Raw genomic sequence first — 17,152 nt, 5'->3', positions numbered from 1 at the left:
ATCGCGCTCGCGAGCCGTCAGGGCTCGGGCGTCAGCACCTCGACGCGGTTGCCGAACGCGTCGCGGCAGTGGAAGCGTTCGTAGCCGTCGAGGGTGTGGCGCTCGGCCCAGTTCACGTCGAAACCGGCGTCCTCGATGCGCGCGGCAAGGGCCCCCAGGGCAGCTGTCGATTCGACGACGAGGGCGGGGTGGGCCTTCTTGGCGGGGACGAACGGTTCGTCGATCCCGAGGTGGATCTCGGCCGCGACGGCGCCGTCGGCAGCGAACGCGCGGAACCACGCGCCGCCGCGCTGTGCGAGCACGCCGGGTTTGGCGACCTCGTCGAGGCCGAGGGCATCGCGGTAGAAACGTCGGGCGTCGTCCTCGCGACCCTCGGGCATCGAGACCTGGACATGATGCAACGTGAGCATGAGGCGCCTTCCGGTGAAAGTATCTTGACGTCAAGATACTTTCACCGGATACCCGCCGCGTCAACGATTCTCGACGGTCGCGGCTCAGCGATCGCGCCTCGCCACTTCGGCGCGCTCCCAACCACGTGCGTCCAGCACACCGCACCTGGCCTCTGCACGGTCACGCCATCAAAGACGAGGTCCGCGCTGCAGGCTGCCGAAACCAGGCGATCGCCCATCGAGCCGCTCTGCTCAGACCCATTCACCCCGTTCGACGAGGATGTCCTTAAGCACGTCGGCGCGGTCGGTGATGAGGCCGTCGACGCCGAGGTCGAGCAGACGCTCCATGTCGGCGCGTTCGTTGACCGTCCACACGTGGACGTCGAGCCCGGCGCCGTGCAGGGCGCGCAGGAGTCTCGGCGTCAGCACGCGCAGGCGGCCCTGACGTTCGGGGATCTGCACGGCGTCGATGCCGTGCGCGAGGCGCGCGACGAGGGGCGAACCGACGACCGGCAGGTGCGCCGCGAGCCACAGCGCGATGGTGCGCGACTGCCCTGGCGATGAACGGACCGGTCGCGTCAGGCCGGCGAGGACGGCTCGGCGCCGCGCGTCGGAGAAGGAGGCGATGCGGACGCGATCGTGCGCGCCGCACCGTTCGATGCACTCGATGAGCGGTGTGACCGCGCCGGCCGATTTCACGTCGATGTTGACGCACACCTGCGGCAGTTGCGTCAGCAATTCCGCGAGTCGCGGGATCGGCTCGTGCCCGGCGATGCGCGCCCGTGCGACCACCTCCCATGGCAGGTGCGCGATCGCGCCGGCCCCGTCGCTCGTGCGGTCGAGGGTCGTGTCGTGGAAGGCGACGAGCACCCCGTCGACGGTGGCGTGCACGTCGGTCTCGACCCACCGGTAGCCGAGCTCGGCGGCCGCGCGGAACGCCGCCATCGAGTTCTCCAGCGCATGCGAGGTGCCACCGGAGAAACCGCGGTGGGCCAGGGCGACGGGCCCCGACGCGAGATGCGAGGTTGCCTTGGTCATGAGCAGCGGTCCTCACGTGCGACGGGAGACGAAACGGGTTCCCGCATCGTGCCACAGTCGGGCGTCCGGGGCGCTCATTCGGCATCGCGGGCATCAGCAGTGTTCGGTCGACAGGCGGCATCGTCCAGCACGCACGGTCGCGGCAGACCACCGCGGACCGAACTCGATCGCGAGCAGATCCGACCGGGTACCGGCCAGTAACAACTTGAGATGTGGCCTGCGATCCGGAAGAGTCGTGACTTCCGACCGCACGATGGACACCAGGGAGGACATCGCATGCAAGACGAAGAACCGAAGGCCGACGGCCCGCCGGGCGCCACCCCGGCAACGGCGATCACCGACGACAGCGCTGCGCCGGAGACGGAGGCCGCAACCCCGCAGACACCCGAGGAAGCGGCGCGCCACGAGGGCGAGTCGTCGGACCCGCTGCCCTCCGATCTGTCTGACGCCGCGCAGATCGCCGAGGACGACGACGACGAGGTCATCGCAGAGAAGTTGCGACGCCAGGGCGTGCGCCTCGGCAAGGGCGGAGTTGCGCCACGCGTCTTCTGGCCGGCACTCATCGTCATCCTCGCGGTGGCCGTGCTCGGCGTCGCCTTCCCCGACGGCACCGGTGAGGTGCTGACGAACATGCAGTCGTGGATCGTCACGAACTTCGGCTGGTACTACATGCTCGTCATCGGCGGGTTCATCGCCTTCGCCGCCTTCATGGGTCTCAGCCGCTACGGCTCGATCAAGCTCGGCAACGACGACGAGAAGCCCGAGTTCGGGGTCTTCTCCTGGTTCGCGATGCTGTTCGCCGCGGGCATGGGCATCGGCCTGGTCTTCTACGGCGTCGGTGAGCCACTCACCTACGCGACGACGATGCCGAAGCCCGGCTGGCCCGAAGGCGAGGCCGAGCGTTCACAGCTCGCGATGGCGCAGACCTTCGTCCACTGGGGTCTGCACCCGTGGGCGATCTACGCCGTCATCGGGCTGGCCCTCGCGTACGCGATCCACCGTCGCGGCCGCCCCATCTCGATCCGGTGGGCTCTCGAGCCGATCCTGGGCGAGCGCGTCAAGGGTTGGATGGGCGACCTCGTCGACATCCTGGCCATCTTCGGCACCGTGTTCGGTGTCGCGACGTCGCTGGGTCTCGGCGTGCAGCAGATCGCCTCCGGTCTGAAGTCCATCGGCATCCTCGACAGCACGGACAACACGATCCTCGTCATCCTCATCGTGTGCATCACGTTCCTGTCGACGCTGTCGTGTGTCTCCGGCCTCGGCAAGGGGATCAAGTGGCTGTCGAACATCAACCTCAGCCTCGCCGGTCTGCTGCTCATCTCGGTGCTGCTGCTCGGCCCGACGCTGTTCCTGTTCCAGAACCTCACCGAGGCGCTCGGCGTCTACCTCGCCAACGTGCTCGGCATGACCTTCGACGTCGGTGCCTACACGGGGGAGAAGGGCGCTGACTGGAACTCTGCGTGGACGATCTTCTACTGGGGCTGGTGGATCAGCTGGGCGCCGTTCGTCGGCGTCTTCATCGCCCGCATCTCCCGCGGGCGCACGATCCGCGAGTTCATCGCCGGCACGCTTCTCGTGCCCACGCTCGTCGGGTTCGTCTGGTTCGCCGTCATGGGCGGCGCCGGCATCCACCGTCAGCTCTTCGGTGACGGCGGTCTCGTCGACAAGACCGACGGTGTCGTCGCGGAGAAGGTGCTGTTCACGGTGCTGCAGGACATGCCGCTCGGGCAGGTGCTGTCCGTCATCGCGATCCTGCTCGTCGCCGTCTTCTTCATCACCTCCTCCGACTCGGGTTCACTCGTCGTCGACATGCTCGCCTCCGGTGGTCACCCCAACCCGCCGACGTGGTCGCGTGTGCTGTGGGCCCTCATGGAAGGTGCCATCGCCATCGGCCTGCTCCTCGCCGGCGGGCTCAAGGCGCTGCAGGCGGCGTCTCTCGCGACGGCATTGCCGTTCAGCGTCGTGCTCGTGCTCATGTGCGTCGCGACGTTCAAGGCGGTGCGCTACGACTACCGCCGTCGTGAGGAGAAGGAGTTCCTCGGTCGCGTCGAGTACGTGCGTCAGGAGTTGCAGTCGAACTTCGACGAGCACTTCGGCCGCCAGGTCGACCACCGCGTCGACAACCGCATCGACTACCGCATCAGTCGCACGACGGGCCCGTGGGGCGGCGGCAAGCACGCCAAGGACGACGGGCGCTCCTGAGCAGCGCGCCGTTCGCCCGAGGCCCCCGTGGAGTTCACCTCCACGGGGGCCTCGCGCCGTTCAGCCCCGCAATCATTCACCCGTTCAATCGGCGAGTGAGGGCCTGCGCGCTCGCTCGACACGCCGCGACGAACCGATCGTGTCGCTCGGCCGGATCCTCACCGTGGCGCGCGAGACGCCCCTCGTCCCACGTCACCGCGAGGCTCGCGGCCGGTAGCTCGTTGTGGTCGAGCACCGCGCACCCCACGGACGCGAAGCCCTCCGTCACCGAGCCGTTCTCCCAGGCATGGCCGCGTTGGCGCACCTGCGTGAGTTGTGAGCGCAGCTCCTTGAGCGTCCCCGGCGCATTGCCGCTCTCACGGCGTCGGACGAGGTCGTCGCTGCGCGGAAACAGCGCACGCACCTGCGCAGCGGGCAGGGCCGCGAGAATCGCAAGGCCACTCGCCGTCACGGTCGCGGGCAGCCGCACGCCGACGTCGGTGACGAGTGGCGGCACCCCGAGCGGTCGCTCCTCGAGCACGTACACGACGTCGCGCCCGTGCAGGACGGCGAGGTGCGCGCAGGCCCCCGTCCGCTCCGCGAGGTCGGTGACGATGCTCTGCGCCGCGCGCTGCAGCGGCGCCTGACGCCGGTAGGCCGAGCCAAGCTCGTGCGCGGCTGGCCCCAACCCCCAGCGTCGTGTCCCCTCGTCGTGCGTGACGAACCCTGCGGCGCGCAGCACGCCGAGCAACTTGTAGACGGACGAGCGGGGCAGGTCGAGCTCACGGGCGAGAGCCGCCGCCGGTGCGGGCGAGGGGCGCGCGGCGATGCGCTGCAAGAGCGCGAGGACGTGCTCGGCGGCGGGGACGGACGACGACATGCGCCCAGTGTCTCGTATCCGAGACAAAAAGCGCGTCCTGGGTCACGCACGAGTGTGGTCACGGGCGAAGGTGGTGTCATGACGAACGCCTCGATGCCTCAGCACCACCACGACCCCGCCGCGACGCCCGGCGCCGGCGTCACGCCCCCTGACATGAGCGCTGCCTGCGAGGTCGAGGTCGGCATCGGCGCCCTCAGCATCGACGACGTCGTCGCCGTCGCCCGCCATGACGCGCGCATCGTGCTCAGCGAGGCGAGTCGCGCGGAGGTCGCGAAGAGCCGCGCGATCATCGACGCCCTCGCCAACGACCCGGTGCCGCACTACGGCATCTCGACCGGTTTCGGTGCGCTCGCGACGCAGCACATCCCGCTCGAGAAGCGTCAGCAGCTGCAGCGCAGCCTCGTCGCCTCGCACGCCGCGGGCAGCGGTGAACCGGTCGAGTGCGAGGTCGTGCGCGCGCTCATGCTCCTGCGCATCTCGACGCTCGCGACCGGGCGCACCGGCATCCGTCCCGAGACGCTCGACGCGTATGTCGCGATGCTCAACGCCGGCATCACCCCGGTCGTGCGCGAGTACGGCTCGCTCGGTTGCTCCGGCGACCTCGCGCCGCTCGCGCACTGCGCGCTCGCGCTCATGGGCGAGGGCGAGGTCGTCGACGCCGCCGGCCACCTGACGAACGCCGAGAACGCGCTGCGCGCCGCCGGCATCGAGCCCGTCCAGCTGCAGGAGAAGGAGGGCCTGGCGCTCATCAACGGCACCGACGGCATGCTTGGCATGCTGTGCCTCGCCATCGCCGATCTACGCATGCTCTTGACGAGCGCCGACGTCGCCGCCGGCCTCAGCGTCGAGGGCCTGCTCGGCTCGGACGCCGTCTTCGCCGACGACCTGCAGCAGCTGCGCCCACACCCCGGCCAGGCGCTCTCGGCGGCGAACCTGCGCAAGGTGCTCGCGGGCAGCGGCATCCGCGAATCCCACCGTGAACCGGGCGCCTGCACCCGCGTGCAGGACGCCTATTCGCTGCGCTGCTCGCCGCAGGTCATCGGCGCGGCCCGCGACACCCTCGAGCACGCGACGACCGTCGCGAACCGTGAGCTCGCGGCCGCCGTCGACAACCCCGTCGTGACGCTCGACGGCCGCGTCGAGTCGAACGGCAACTTCCACGGAGCACCCGTCGCGTACGTCCTCGACTTCCTCGCCATCGTCATCGCCGACGTCGCGTCGATGAGTGAGCGCCGCACCGACCGCTTCCTCGACGTCGCCCGCAACCACGGCCTGCCGCCGTTCCTCGCCGACGACCCGGGCACCGACTCGGGCCTCATGATCGCGCAGTACACGGCCGCGGGCATCGTCAGCGAACTCAAGCGGCTCGCGAGCCCCGCGAGCGTCGACTCGATCCCGAGCAGCGCGATGCAGGAGGATCACGTCTCGATGGGCTGGGCCGGCGCCCGAAAGCTGCGTCGGGCCGTCGACGGTCTCGCCCGCGTCCTCGCCATCGAGACGCTGACGGCGACGCGCGGCATCAAGCTGCGCGCACCGCTGGCGCCCGGGCCGGTCGCGGCCGCCGTCATCGCCGCGCTGACGGACGAGGCTGGCCAGACCGCCGGCATGCCGGGGCGCGATCGCTACCTCTCGCCGGAGATCGAACGCGCCGTCGCACTCGTCAAGAGTGGCGCCGTCCGTGACGCCGCCGCCCGAGCCGCGGGCTCGCTCGACTGACACGTCCGGGACGGTTTTTTTCGCGCACACCAGCGGGCGATCGTCCCTCCACCCTCCGCATCGACCCACCCGCAGTTCCGCCGAATCAGACCGAGGAGCACCCATGGAAGGCGCCCGCCCCGTCCGCGCACCCCGCGGCACCCAGTTGAACGCTCGCAGCTGGGCCACCGAGGCCCCCTTGCGCATGCTCATGAACAACCTCGACCCGGAGGTCGCCGAGCGCCCCGACGACCTCGTCGTCTACGGCGGCACCGGCCGCGCCGCACGTGACTGGCGCAGCTTCGACGCGATGGTGCGCACACTCGAGACGTTGAAGGCCGACGAGACGATGCTCGTGCAATCGGGCCGGCCCGTCGGCGTCATGCAGACGCACGAGTGGGCGCCGCGCGTGCTCATCGCGAACTCGAACCTCGTCGGCGACTGGGCGACGTGGCCCGAGTTCCGCCGCCTCGAGCAGATGGGTCTCACGATGTACGGCCAGATGACGGCCGGGTCGTGGATCTACATCGGCACCCAGGGCATCCTGCAGGGCACGTACGAGTGTTTCGCGGCGATCGCCGAGCGCACGTTCGGTGGCACCCTCGCGGGCACGCTGACGCTCACCGGCGGCTGCGGTGGCATGGGCGGCGCCCAGCCCCTTGCCGTCACGCTGAACGGTGGCACGTGCCTCATCGTCGACGTCGACCCGGCGCGTCTGCACCGCCGCGTCGAGCACGGCTATCTCGACGAGATCGCCGACGATCTGGACGACGCCATCGACCGCGCCGTCGCTGCGAAGAACGCGAAGAAGGCCGTGTCGATCGGCGTCGTCGGCAACGCCGCCGAGGTCTTCCCGGAGCTGTTGCGCCGCGACGTGCCCATCGACATCGTCACCGACCAGACGAGCGCGCACGACCCGCTGAGCTACCTGCCGATCGGCATCGACGTCGCCGACTGGTTCGAGTACGCCGCGAAGAAGCCCGAGGAGTTCACCGAGCGAGCGCAGGAGTCGATGGCGCGTCACGTGGAGGCGATGGTCGGTTTCCAGGACAAGGGCGTCGAGGTGTTCGACTACGGCAACTCGATCCGCGACGAGGCACGCCAGGGCGGTTACGACCGCGCGTTCGAGTTCGAGGGCTTCGTGCCGAAGTACATCCGCCCGCTGTTCTGCGAGGGCAAGGGCCCGTTCCGCTGGGTGGCGCTCTCGGGCGACCCGAAGGACATCTACGCGACGGACGAGGCGGTGCTCGACCTGTTCCCGGACAACGAGCGCCTGCACCGCTGGATCAAGGGCGCCCGCGAGAAGGTGCACTTCGAGGGTCTGCCGGCGCGCATCTGCTGGCTTGGCTACGGCGAACGCGACAAGGCCGGCCTGCGCTTCAACGACATGGTTGCGAACGGCGAGGTGAGCGCCCCCATCGTCATCGGGCGCGACCACCTCGACTGCGGCTCTGTCGCCTCGCCCTACCGCGAGACGGAGGCCATGCAGGATGGCTCCGACGCCATCGCCGACTGGCCGCTGCTCAACGCCCTCGTCAACACGGCGAGCGGCGCGAGCTGGGTCTCGCTGCACCACGGCGGCGGTGTCGGCATCGGACGCTCGATGCACGCGGGGCAGGTCTCCGTCGCGGACGGCACGCCGCTGGCCGCGCAGAAGCTCGCGCGCGTGTTGACGAACGACCCCGGCATGGGTGTCATCCGCCATGTCGACGCAGGCTACGACATCGCCGAGAACGTTGCCGCCGAGCGCGGCGTCCGCATCCCGATGAGCGAGGGCTGAGCGGGACGACGTCGGACGCGGGGGCGTGGCGTGCTCGGCATGCCCCGCCCCGCTTCCGAGCCGGACATGTCCGATGACGACGAGGACCCGGAGGGTTTCGATGACCGAGCGCACGTTCGAGGGCCTGTGGGCCGACCTCGCCCCGGTGGGGCGCGACAAGCACAGTGGCGGATACCGCCGATTCGCCTGGAGCCGTGAGGATTCCACGCTCCGCGAATGGTTCGACGGGGAGTGTGAAGCGCTCGGTCTCGACGTCGTCGAGGACCGCGCAGGCAACCAGTGGGCGTGGTGGGGCGACCCGGATCGGACGCCTGGCGTCGCCACCGGATCGCACCTTGACTCGGTGCCCGACGGTGGGGCGTTCGACGGACCCCTGGGCGTCGTCTCGTCGTTGCTCGCGGTGCGCCGACTCAAGGAGTCGGGGTTCGCGCCCGCGCGCCCGATCGGTGTCGTCAACTTCGTCGACGAGGAGGGCGCGCGCTTCGGCGTCGCCTGCGCGGGCTCGCGCCTCATCACCGGAGCGCTGACGGTCGAGCGCGCCCTCGGCCTGCGCGACACCGACGGTGTCACGATGGCACAGGCGTGGGAGCGCGCGGGGCGTGAGCCGTCGGATCTCGGGCGGGACGACGCGGCCCTCGCGCGCCTCGCGTGCTTCGTCGAGGTGCACGTCGAACAGGGGCGGGCACTGATCGACCTGCCCCGTGACGCAGCGGGCGATCCGTTCGGCGCCGCCGTCGCGGTCGGCACCGACATCTGGCCGCACGGACGGTTTCGCGCCGACCTGACCGGGCGCGCCGACCACGCCGGGACGACGGCGCTCGGCGACCGCGACGACGCCCTGGTCAAGGCCGCCCGGTTCATCGAGCAGGTGCGGGCGGCGGCCACCTCGCGTGACGACGGTGCCGTGCGCCGCGTCGTCGCGACCGTCGGAAAGCTCGACGTCACGCCCGGCGGCATCAACGCCATCGCCTCCCACGTGACGGCGTGGGTCGACGCCCGCGGCGTCCGCGAGGACGACGTGCGCGCAGCGATCGACGAGATCGCAGGTCGCGCAGCGGAACTCGGTGGCGAATGGCGGGAGGAGTCATGGACGCCGACGACCCCGTTCGACGCCGACCTCGTCGCGCGCGTGCACCGCACGCTCGGTGAGGGTGTGCCGATGCTCGGCACCGGCGCCGGCCACGACGCCGGCATCCTCGCCAACCACGGCATCCCCAGCGTCATGTTGTTCGTGCGCAACCCGACGGGCACGTCGCACTCGCCCGAGGAGTTCGCGCAGACCGACGACTGCCTGCGCGGCGTCGACGCACTCGTCCGCGTGCTCGAGGATCTCGCGTCATGACCATCTACCACGTGCCGTTCGCGCACCTTCGCGACGGCCTCGCGCGCGATGTCCGACTCGTCGAGGAGGACGGGCGATGGGTCGAGGTGACGGCGAATGCGTCACCGAGAGATGGGCTGTCGGGTGGATCGACGGCTGGCGGTCCGAGTGGCGGGACGCCGAGTGGCGTGTCCTCTGACGACGCATCCTCGGACGACGTGATCAGGCTCGACGGGGTCGCACTGCCCGGTTTCGCGAACTGCCACAGCCATGCGTTCCACCGCGCATTGCGCGGGCGCACGCATGACGACGGTGGCACGTTCTGGATGTGGCGTGAACGTATGTACCGCGTTGCGGCGCAGCTCGATCCGTCGACATACCTCGCACTGGCGCGCGCCGTGTACGCCGAGATGGCGCTGGCCGGCGTCACGGCGGTGGGGGAGTTCCACTACGTCCACCACCGCCGCGACGGCACGCCCTACGACGACCCGAACGCCATGGGTTCTGCGCTGCGTCAAGCGGCCCGCGAGGCCGGCATCCGGTTCACGCTGCTCGACACGTGTTACCTCCACGGAGGCCTCGACACCGATGGCCACGCCGCGATGAGCGCTGAGCAGCGGCGCTTCAGCGACGGCTCCGTCGACGCCTGGGCGCGGCGTCACGCGCAGTTGCGCGAGGACGCACTCAGTGACGAGAACACCGTGGTCGGCGCGGCCATTCACTCGGTGCGCGCTGTCGCTCGCGACGAACTGGCGGACGTCGTCGCCGCGACGCCGGGGGAGATCCTCCACGCCCATGTCTCCGAACAGCCGGCGGAGAACGCCGCCGCACTGGCCCACTACCAGCGCACGCCCGTGGGTCTGCTCCACGAGGCCGGCGCACTGAGCGAGCGCTTCTCCGCCGTCCATGCAACGCATCTGAGCGACGACGACGTCTCGGCGCTCGCCCGCGCGGGTGCGACGGCCTGCTTCTGCCCGACGACCGAACGCGACCTCGCCGACGGCATCGGGCCGGCCGTTGCACTGCACGACGCGGGCGCGCGGCTGAGCCTCGGCAGCGACCAGCACGCCGTCATCGACATGTTCGAAGAAGCCCGCGGCCTCGAGATGCACGAGCGGCTGACGAGTAACGAGCGCGGCCGCCTGAGCCCGCGCGACCTTCTCGCGGCGGCGACGCGGCACGCGAGCATCGGCTGGGCGGACGCCGGTGAGATCGTCGTCGGAGCGCGCGCCGACCTCGTCGTCGTCGACGCCGAATCTCTGCGCACCGCAGGCTGTTCGCCTGACCAGATCCTGCTCGCCGCGATTGCGCAGGACGTCACGGACGTCATCGTCGACGGACGCGTCGTCGTGCGCGGCGGGCGCCACCGCCTCGAAGAGACGCTTGCGCCCGGCGGAATCGGGCGGCTCCTGCACGACGCCATCGACCCCTTCTGGAGGCAGACATGACGACGACGCTCCTCACCGGCATCGCCGAACTCGTGACGAACGACCCGCAGCACGCCCGCGCTGGCGCGAGCGAGGACGAGCGCCTGCTCGGCCTCCTCACCGACGCGGCGATCGTCGTCGAAGACGACCGCATCGCATGGGTCGGCGAGGCGCGCCGAGCGCCGGACGCCGACCGCCGCGTCGACGTCGACGGCGCCGCACTGATGCCCGGCTTCGTCGACAGCCACGCACACCTCGTCTTCGACGGCGACCGCTCGGCCGAGTTCGCCGCCCGCATGGCGGGCGAGCGCTACGACGGGGGCGGGATCGCCACCACGGTGGCCGCCACCCGCGACGCTGACGACGACCGCCTCACCGCGCTGGTCGCGCGGCGCATCGCCGAGATGCGCGCGCAGGGCACGACGTGCGTCGAGGTGAAGTCGGGCTACGGGCTGACGGTCGAGGACGAGGCGCGAGCGCTGCGCATCGCCCGCGAGTTCACGCCGGAGACGACCTATCTCGGTGCCCACGTCGTGCCGAGCGGCAGCGATCGTGGCGCCTACGTCGACCTCGTCTGCGGCGAGATGCTCGAGGCGTGCCGCCCGTACGCTCGCTGGGCCGACGTGTTCTGCGAGCCGGGCAGCGCGCACGCCTTCGACGGCGACGAGAGCGCGACGATCCTGCGGGCCTGTCGAGACGCGGGGCTCGAACTGCGTGTCCACGGCGGCCAGCTCGGCGAGGGACCGGGCGTCCAACTCGCCGTCGAGCTCGGTGCGGCGAGCGTCGACCACTGCACCTATCTGTCGGCGAGTGACGTTGCGGCACTGGCCGATTCGTCGACCGTCGCGACGCTTCTGCCGGGCGTCGAGTTCTCGACCCGCTCGCCCTACCCGGATGCGCGGCGCCTCATCGACGCGGGCGTCAGCGTCGCCATCGCGACCGACTGCAACCCGGGCACGTGCTACTCCGACTCGATGCCGTTCATGATCGCCCTCGCCGTGCGCGAGATGGGCATGAGCGCCGCCGAAGCCGTGTGGGCTGCGACAGCTGGCGGCGCGCAGGCGCTGCGGCGCAACGACGTGGGCGTCATCCGCCCCGGTGCGCGCGCTGACCTCGCCGTTCTCGACGCGCCCAGCCACCGTCACCTCTGCTACCGACCGGGCGTGCCGATCGCGCGGACGCTGGAGGTCTGAGGAACGCCGGCCCCAGACACGACGAAGCCCGCCCGGTACGCGACCGGGCGGGCTTCGTCATGGCATACCGCGCAGGCAGCCGTCGAGCATCAGTCCTGGAAGCTCGTGATGTCGGCGCCGAGTGCGTTGAGACGCTCGTCGAGCTCCTCGTAGCCACGGTTGATGACGTAGATGTTGCGCAGCGTCGAGGTGCCGGGGCACGCGAGCATGCCGAGCAGGATGACGACGCCGGGGCGCAGCGCGGGCGGGCACATGACCTCGGCGGCGCGCCACTTGGCGGGGCCTTCGATCATGACCCGGTGCGGGTCCATGAGGTGCACCGTCGCACCGATCTTTGTCAGCTCGTTGAGGTAGATCGCGCGGTTCTCGTACACCCAGTCGTGGATGAGCGTCTTGCCCTCGGCGCACGCAGCGATGACGGCGAAGAACGGCAGGTTGTCGATGTTGAGGCCGGGGAAGGGCAGCGGGTGGATCTTGTCCGTCGGCGCCTTGAGCGGGCCCGGCTTCGTCGTGATGTCGACGAGGCGCGTGAAGCCGTTGTCCGAGGTGTACTCGTCGCTCATCTCGTACTGGAAGCCCATCTCCTCGAGGATGGCCAGTTCGATCTCCATGAACTCGATCGGCACGCGCTTGATCGTGATCTCGGACTTCGTGACGATGGCGGCTGCGATGAGGCTCATCGCCTCGATCGGGTCCTCGCTCGGGAAGTACTCGACGTCCTCGTTGATCTCGGCGACGCCGGTGATCTTGAGCGTCGTCGTGCCGATGCCCTCGATCGTCACGCCGAGCTTCTCGAGGAAGAAGCACAGATCCTGGACCATGTAGTTGCTCGAGGCGTTGCGGATGATCGTCGTGCCCTCGTAGCGGGCTGCGGCGAACAGGGCGTTCTCGGTGACGGTGTCGCCGCGCTCGATGAGGACGATCGGCTTCGTCGGGCGGATCGAGTTGTCGACCTCGACGTTGTAGTACCCGTCCTTCGCGACGACCTCCATGCCGAACGCGCGCAGCGCGTGCAGGTGCGGCTCGACGGTGCGCGCACCGAGGTCGCACCCGCCGGCGTTGGGCAGCTCGAACGAGTCGAACTCGTGCATGAGCGGGCCGAGGAACATGAGGATCGTGCGGGTGCGGCGCGCCGCGCCCTCGTCGATCGTCGACAGGTCGATCTTGGCGGGCGGCGTGATCTCGAGGTCGCTCGTGCCCGGCAGCCAGCGCGTCTGCACGCCGATGGAGTCGAGCACCTCGGTGATGCGGTTGACCTCTTCGATGCGCGCGAGGTTGCGCAGCGTCGTGCGCCCCTTGTTCAGCATCGCGGCGCACAGGCAGGCGACGGCGGCGTTCTTGCTCGTGCGCACGTCGATAGACCCGGACAGCTGCTTGCCGCCGATGATCCGAAGGTTCAGGGGCGCGTTGCTGGACACAGTGACAATCTCCGAATCAGTTGGTGCAGATGAACCCATCACGCCGAGGTGTGACGAGCGGCGACGCGACCCGGGGGCACGTCACGCGTCGGCGGGAAGAACACTGCGGTTCACCCCGTCATTCCCACGCGCACCGGTGCGAGCCGGCCGACCGGGCCCTGTGGCCGGTCGCGGTTCGCCGATGCGCAGCGATTCAACGATGGTATGCCACCGCCGCGAGCGCCCCGAATCGTCGCGGTCGGCGTGTCGAGACGCGGGCGCGGGGCGCACCCCGTCAAGAGGTACGCCCCGCGTGGGCGGCTCACGCCGACGTCAGGACCGCGATCAGCGGGCGACGCTCGCGGCGCCCTTCGGCAGGAAGCGCTGACCGGTGACCTTCTCGGCGATGCCGGTGCGGTCGAGCAGCGGCGTCACGCCGCCGTTCCAGAACGGGAAGCCGGCGCCGGTGATCATCGCGAGGTCGATGTCCATCGGGGCCGCGACGACCTCCTCGTCGAGCATGCGACGGGTCTCGTCGGCCAGTGCCGACAGGGCCTGCTCGCGCACCTGCTCCTCGGTGAGCACCTTCGCGTCCGCCGGCTTGCTGAACTTCTCGAAGATCGAGTCGTCGAGCTTGCCGTCGGCGCCGTAGAAGCTCGGGATCTTCTCCTCGACGACCTTCGCGAGGTTCGGCGAGACGTAGAAGCGCTCCGGGAAGGCGCCGTGCAGCGTCTCCGAGTTGTGCAGCGCGATGGCGGGGCCGACGAGCGAGATGAGCATGAACGGCGGCATCGGGGTGACACCGGCGAACGCCTTCTCGACGACCTCGACGGGCGTGCCCTCATCGACGATCTTGCCCGCCTCGCCCATGAACCGGCCGAGGAGGCGGTTCACGACGAACGAGGGGGAGTTCTTCACGAGGATGCACGTCTTCTTCAGCGACTTGCCGGTGGCGAACGCCGTGGCGAGCGTCGCGTCGTCCGTCTTCTCGCCGCGGATGATCTCCAGCAGCGGCATGACGGCGACGGGGTTGAAGAAGTGGAACCCGACGACCCGCTCGGGGTGCTTCAGGTCCGCTGCCATCTCGGTGATCGACAGCGACGAGGTGTTCGTCGCGAGGACGCATTCGGGCGTGACGATCTGCTCGACCTCGGCCCAGACGCTCTTCTTGACACCCATCTCTTCGAAGACGGCCTCGATGACGAAGTCGGCGTCCGCGAAGCCGTCCTTGCTCGTCGAACCCGTGATGAGGCCCTTGAGACGGTTCGCCTTGTCCTGCGAGATGCGGCCCTTGGCGAGCAGCTTGTCGATCTCGTCGTGGACGTAGCCGACACCCTTGTCGACGCGTGCCTGGTCGAGGTCCGTCATGATGACGGGCACGTCGAGGCGGCGGATGAACAGCAGCGCCATCTGGCTGGCCATGAGACCGGCGCCGACGACGCCGACCTTCGTCACCTTGCGCGCGAGCGCCTTGTCCGGCGCACCAGCGGGTCGTTTCGCACGCTTCTGGACGAGGTTGAACGCGTACAGACCGGCGCGCAGTTCGTCGCTCATGATGAGGTCGCCGAGCGCCTGGTCCTCACCGGCGAAGCCCTGCGCCCGCGTGTTCGTGCGGGCGGCCTCGACGAGGTCGATGGCGCGCAGCGGGGCGGGGGCGGCGCCACCGGTCTTCTGCATCGTGAAGGCGCGGGCCTTGTCGCACGCGGCCTTCCACGCGGCCTCGTCCTTGTTGACCTCCGGGCGCTCGACCTTCTTCTCGCCGCTGATGACGGCGGCCGCGAAGGCGAGGGAGTCCTCGAGGAACGTGACGGGGGCGAGCAGCTCGTCGGCGACACCCAGCTTGAACGCCTGGGCGCCCGTCGCCATCTTGTTGTTGCTCAGCGGGTTCGTGATGATGAGCTGCAGCGCGTTCTCGACGCCGATGAGGTTCGGCAGCAGGTACGTGCCGCCCCAGCCGGGCACGAGGCCGAGGAAGCACTCGGGCAGCGAGTAGGCGGGCACGTCGGCGCTCATCGTGCGGTAGTCGCAGTAGAGACCGATCTCGACGCCACCACCCATGGATGCGCCGTTGACGAATGCGAACGTCGGCACGTCGAGGTCGGCGATCTTCGAGAAGACGCGGTGACCCTGCTCGGCGATGTCGACGGCCTGCTCACGGTCGGTGATCGACGGCAGCGCCATGAGGTCGGCGCCGACGGCCATGATGAACGGCTTGCCCGTCACACCGAAACCGACGATCTCGCCCTTCGCGGCGCGCTCGGCGGCGGCGTCGACGGCCTTCTCCAGCTCCGCGAGGCCCTGTGGGCCAAAGCTGTTCGGCTTCGTGTGGTCGAAGCCGTTGTCGAGGGTGACGAGCACGAACGTCCCGGCGCCCTTGCCGTCGGTCGACGGCAGCGTGATGTCCTGGCTGAGGGCGTGCGTGACGACCTCGGCGCGCGCGTTCTCTGCGCTCGACTGAGTCTGGTTGTCGCTCATCAGGCCGTCTTCTCCTTGCCGTAGTCAGGGTGGTTGGGGTTCTCCCAGATGACACAGCCACCCATGCCGATGCCGATGCACATCGCGGTGACGCCGTAGCGCGCCTCGGGGTGCTCGGCGAACTGGCGCGACAGCTGCGTCATGAGACGCACGCCGGAGCTCGCGAGCGGGTGACCCGTCGCGATGGCGCCGCCGTAGGCGTTGACGCGCTCGTCGTCGGCGTCGATGCCGAAGTGGTCGAGGAAGGCCAGCACCTGCACGGCGAAGGCCTCGTTGAGTTCGAACAGGTCGATGTCGTCGATCGTCAGGCCCGCCTTGGCGAGAGCCTTCTCGGTGGCCGGGACGGGGCCGATGCCCATGACCTCGGGGTCGACGCCGACGAACGCGAAGTCGACCAGGCGCATGCCGACGGGCAGGCCGAGCTCCTTCGCGCTCTCCTCGGAGGCGAGGATGCACGCCGTCGCACCGTCGTTGAGACCGGCCGCGTTACCGGCCGTCACGTTGCCGTGCGCACGGAACGGCGTCTTCAGCTTGGCCAGTTCCTCGACGGTCGTGCCGGGGCGCGGCGGCTCGTCGGCCGTGGCCAGGCCCCAGCCCTTCTCGACGTTGCGCGTCGCGACGGGCACGAGATCCTGCTGGATCTTGCCCTCCGCGTACGCCTTCGCGAGCTTGTTCTGGCTGGCGACGGCGAACGCGTCGCAGCGCTCCTTCGTGATCGCCGGGTAACGGTCGTGCAGGTTCTCGGCCGTCTTGCCCATGACCAGGGCGCTCGGGTCGACGAGCTTCTCGGCGACGATGCGCGGGTTCGGGTCGGTTCCCTCACCCATGGGGTGGCGGCCCATGTGCTCGACACCACCGGCGATGACGACGTCGTACGCGCCGAACGCGATGCCGGACGCGGACGTCGTCACGGCCGTCATCGCGCCCGCGCACATGCGGTCGATGGCGTAACCGGGCACCGACTTGGGCAGGCCCGACAACAGAGCAGCCATGCGCCCGATCGTCAGACCCTGGTCGCCGATCTGCGTCGTGGCCGCGATGGCGACCTCGTCGACGCGCTCCGGCGGCAGGTTCGGCTGACGGCGCATGAGTTCACGAATGCACTTGATGACCAGGTCGTCGGCGCGGGTCTGGGCGTACATGCCCTTCTCACCGGCCTTGCCGAACGGCGTGCGAACACCGTCGACGAAGACGACCTCATGGAGCGTGCGGGGCACGATGCCTCCCGAAGCTAGACGAAGCTGACGTGCCCAGGCTAACGCGCTTTGTTACCGCTGAGTACGAAAGGGGGTGGATTCGTGCGCGGGAGGGGGGCTGGGTGGGTCACTCGGTGCTGCGTGCGTCAGTCATGCCTGACGCACGCAGCAGCACGT

General features: G+C 69.7%; 11 protein-coding genes and 1 pseudogene. 6 read left to right on the top strand and 6 right to left on the bottom strand.

The genetic code is table 11. The features are described from left to right. Positions 1-17: 17 nt before the first annotated feature. Entirely contained in the window at positions 18-410 is a 393-nt protein-coding gene (locus AC1RS9_RS03285; protein WP_062255843.1) for a VOC family protein, read from the bottom strand. A 231-nt stretch (positions 411-641) separates the two neighbouring features. Further along, the gene (locus AC1RS9_RS03280; RefSeq protein WP_136788302.1) at positions 642-1,427 is read right to left on the bottom strand and encodes a glycerophosphodiester phosphodiesterase family protein; all 786 of its coding nucleotides are present in this window, start codon (positions 1,425-1,427) and stop codon (positions 642-644) included. A 276-nt stretch (positions 1,428-1,703) separates the two neighbouring features. On the opposite strand from AC1RS9_RS03280, the gene AC1RS9_RS03275 reads away from it, so the two are divergent. Beyond that, a complete protein-coding gene (locus tag AC1RS9_RS03275; RefSeq protein ID WP_006945296.1) occupies positions 1,704-3,632 on the top strand; it encodes a BCCT family transporter in 1,929 nt (642 codons plus the stop codon). 76 nt (positions 3,633-3,708) lie between these two features. Here the strand turns inward: AC1RS9_RS03275 and AC1RS9_RS03270 are convergent, their stop codons facing one another. Continuing rightward, entirely contained in the window at positions 3,709-4,491 is a 783-nt protein-coding gene (locus AC1RS9_RS03270) for an IclR family transcriptional regulator (protein WP_038567879.1), read from the bottom strand. Positions 4,492-4,644: 153 nt separating this feature from the next. On the opposite strand from AC1RS9_RS03270, the gene hutH reads away from it, so the two are divergent. The 5 genes from hutH (at position 4,645) to hutI (ending at position 11,907) form a co-directional block, all read left to right on the top strand. Further along, on the top strand, positions 4,645-6,207 hold the full coding sequence (hutH, locus tag AC1RS9_RS03265; protein ID WP_338813522.1) for a histidine ammonia-lyase: 1,563 nt from the start codon (positions 4,645-4,647) through the stop codon (positions 6,205-6,207). A 103-nt stretch (positions 6,208-6,310) separates the two neighbouring features. Beyond that, on the top strand, positions 6,311-7,966 hold the full coding sequence (gene hutU / locus AC1RS9_RS03260; protein WP_062255839.1) for a urocanate hydratase: 1,656 nt from the start codon (positions 6,311-6,313) through the stop codon (positions 7,964-7,966). Between the two features lie 100 nt (positions 7,967-8,066). Further along, positions 8,067-9,308 carry an allantoate amidohydrolase gene (locus AC1RS9_RS03255; protein WP_492920490.1) on the top strand — a complete coding sequence of 414 codons (1,242 nt, stop codon included), beginning with the start codon at positions 8,067-8,069 and terminating at the stop codon, positions 9,306-9,308. Then, positions 9,305-10,735 (top strand): formimidoylglutamate deiminase, encoded by a 1,431-nt coding sequence (locus tag AC1RS9_RS03250; RefSeq protein WP_474916802.1) that lies wholly within the window; start codon positions 9,305-9,307, stop codon positions 10,733-10,735. The genes AC1RS9_RS03255 and AC1RS9_RS03250 overlap by 4 nt, the downstream gene beginning before the upstream one ends. Next, positions 10,732-11,907: an imidazolonepropionase gene (hutI, locus tag AC1RS9_RS03245; protein ID WP_474916803.1), complete on the top strand. Its 1,176-nt coding sequence runs from the start codon at positions 10,732-10,734 to the stop codon at positions 11,905-11,907. The genes AC1RS9_RS03250 and hutI overlap by 4 nt, the downstream gene beginning before the upstream one ends. Positions 11,908-11,996: 89 nt before the next feature. On the opposite strand, the pseudogene AC1RS9_RS03240 reads toward hutI, so the two are convergent. From AC1RS9_RS03240 to AC1RS9_RS03230, 3 genes and pseudogenes are all read right to left on the bottom strand, one after another. After that, positions 11,997-13,343, bottom strand: a pseudogene (locus AC1RS9_RS03240) (UDP-N-acetylglucosamine 1-carboxyvinyltransferase); the annotation flags it as partial. Positions 13,344-13,649: 306 nt separating this feature from the next. Further along, on the bottom strand, positions 13,650-15,779 hold the full coding sequence (locus tag AC1RS9_RS03235) for a 3-hydroxyacyl-CoA dehydrogenase NAD-binding domain-containing protein (RefSeq protein ID WP_074039205.1): 2,130 nt from the start codon (positions 15,777-15,779) through the stop codon (positions 13,650-13,652). After that, positions 15,779-16,996, bottom strand: coding sequence for a thiolase family protein (locus AC1RS9_RS03230; protein ID WP_115296293.1), 1,218 nt, complete (start codon positions 16,994-16,996; stop codon positions 15,779-15,781). The genes AC1RS9_RS03235 and AC1RS9_RS03230 overlap by 1 nt, the downstream gene beginning before the upstream one ends. Between the last annotated feature and the right edge of the window lie 156 nt (positions 16,997-17,152).

The sequence above is a fragment of the Dermacoccus sp. MPR-E5 genome, assembly GCF_058809565.1.
This window is presented reverse-complemented; position numbering and strand designations above follow the sequence as displayed.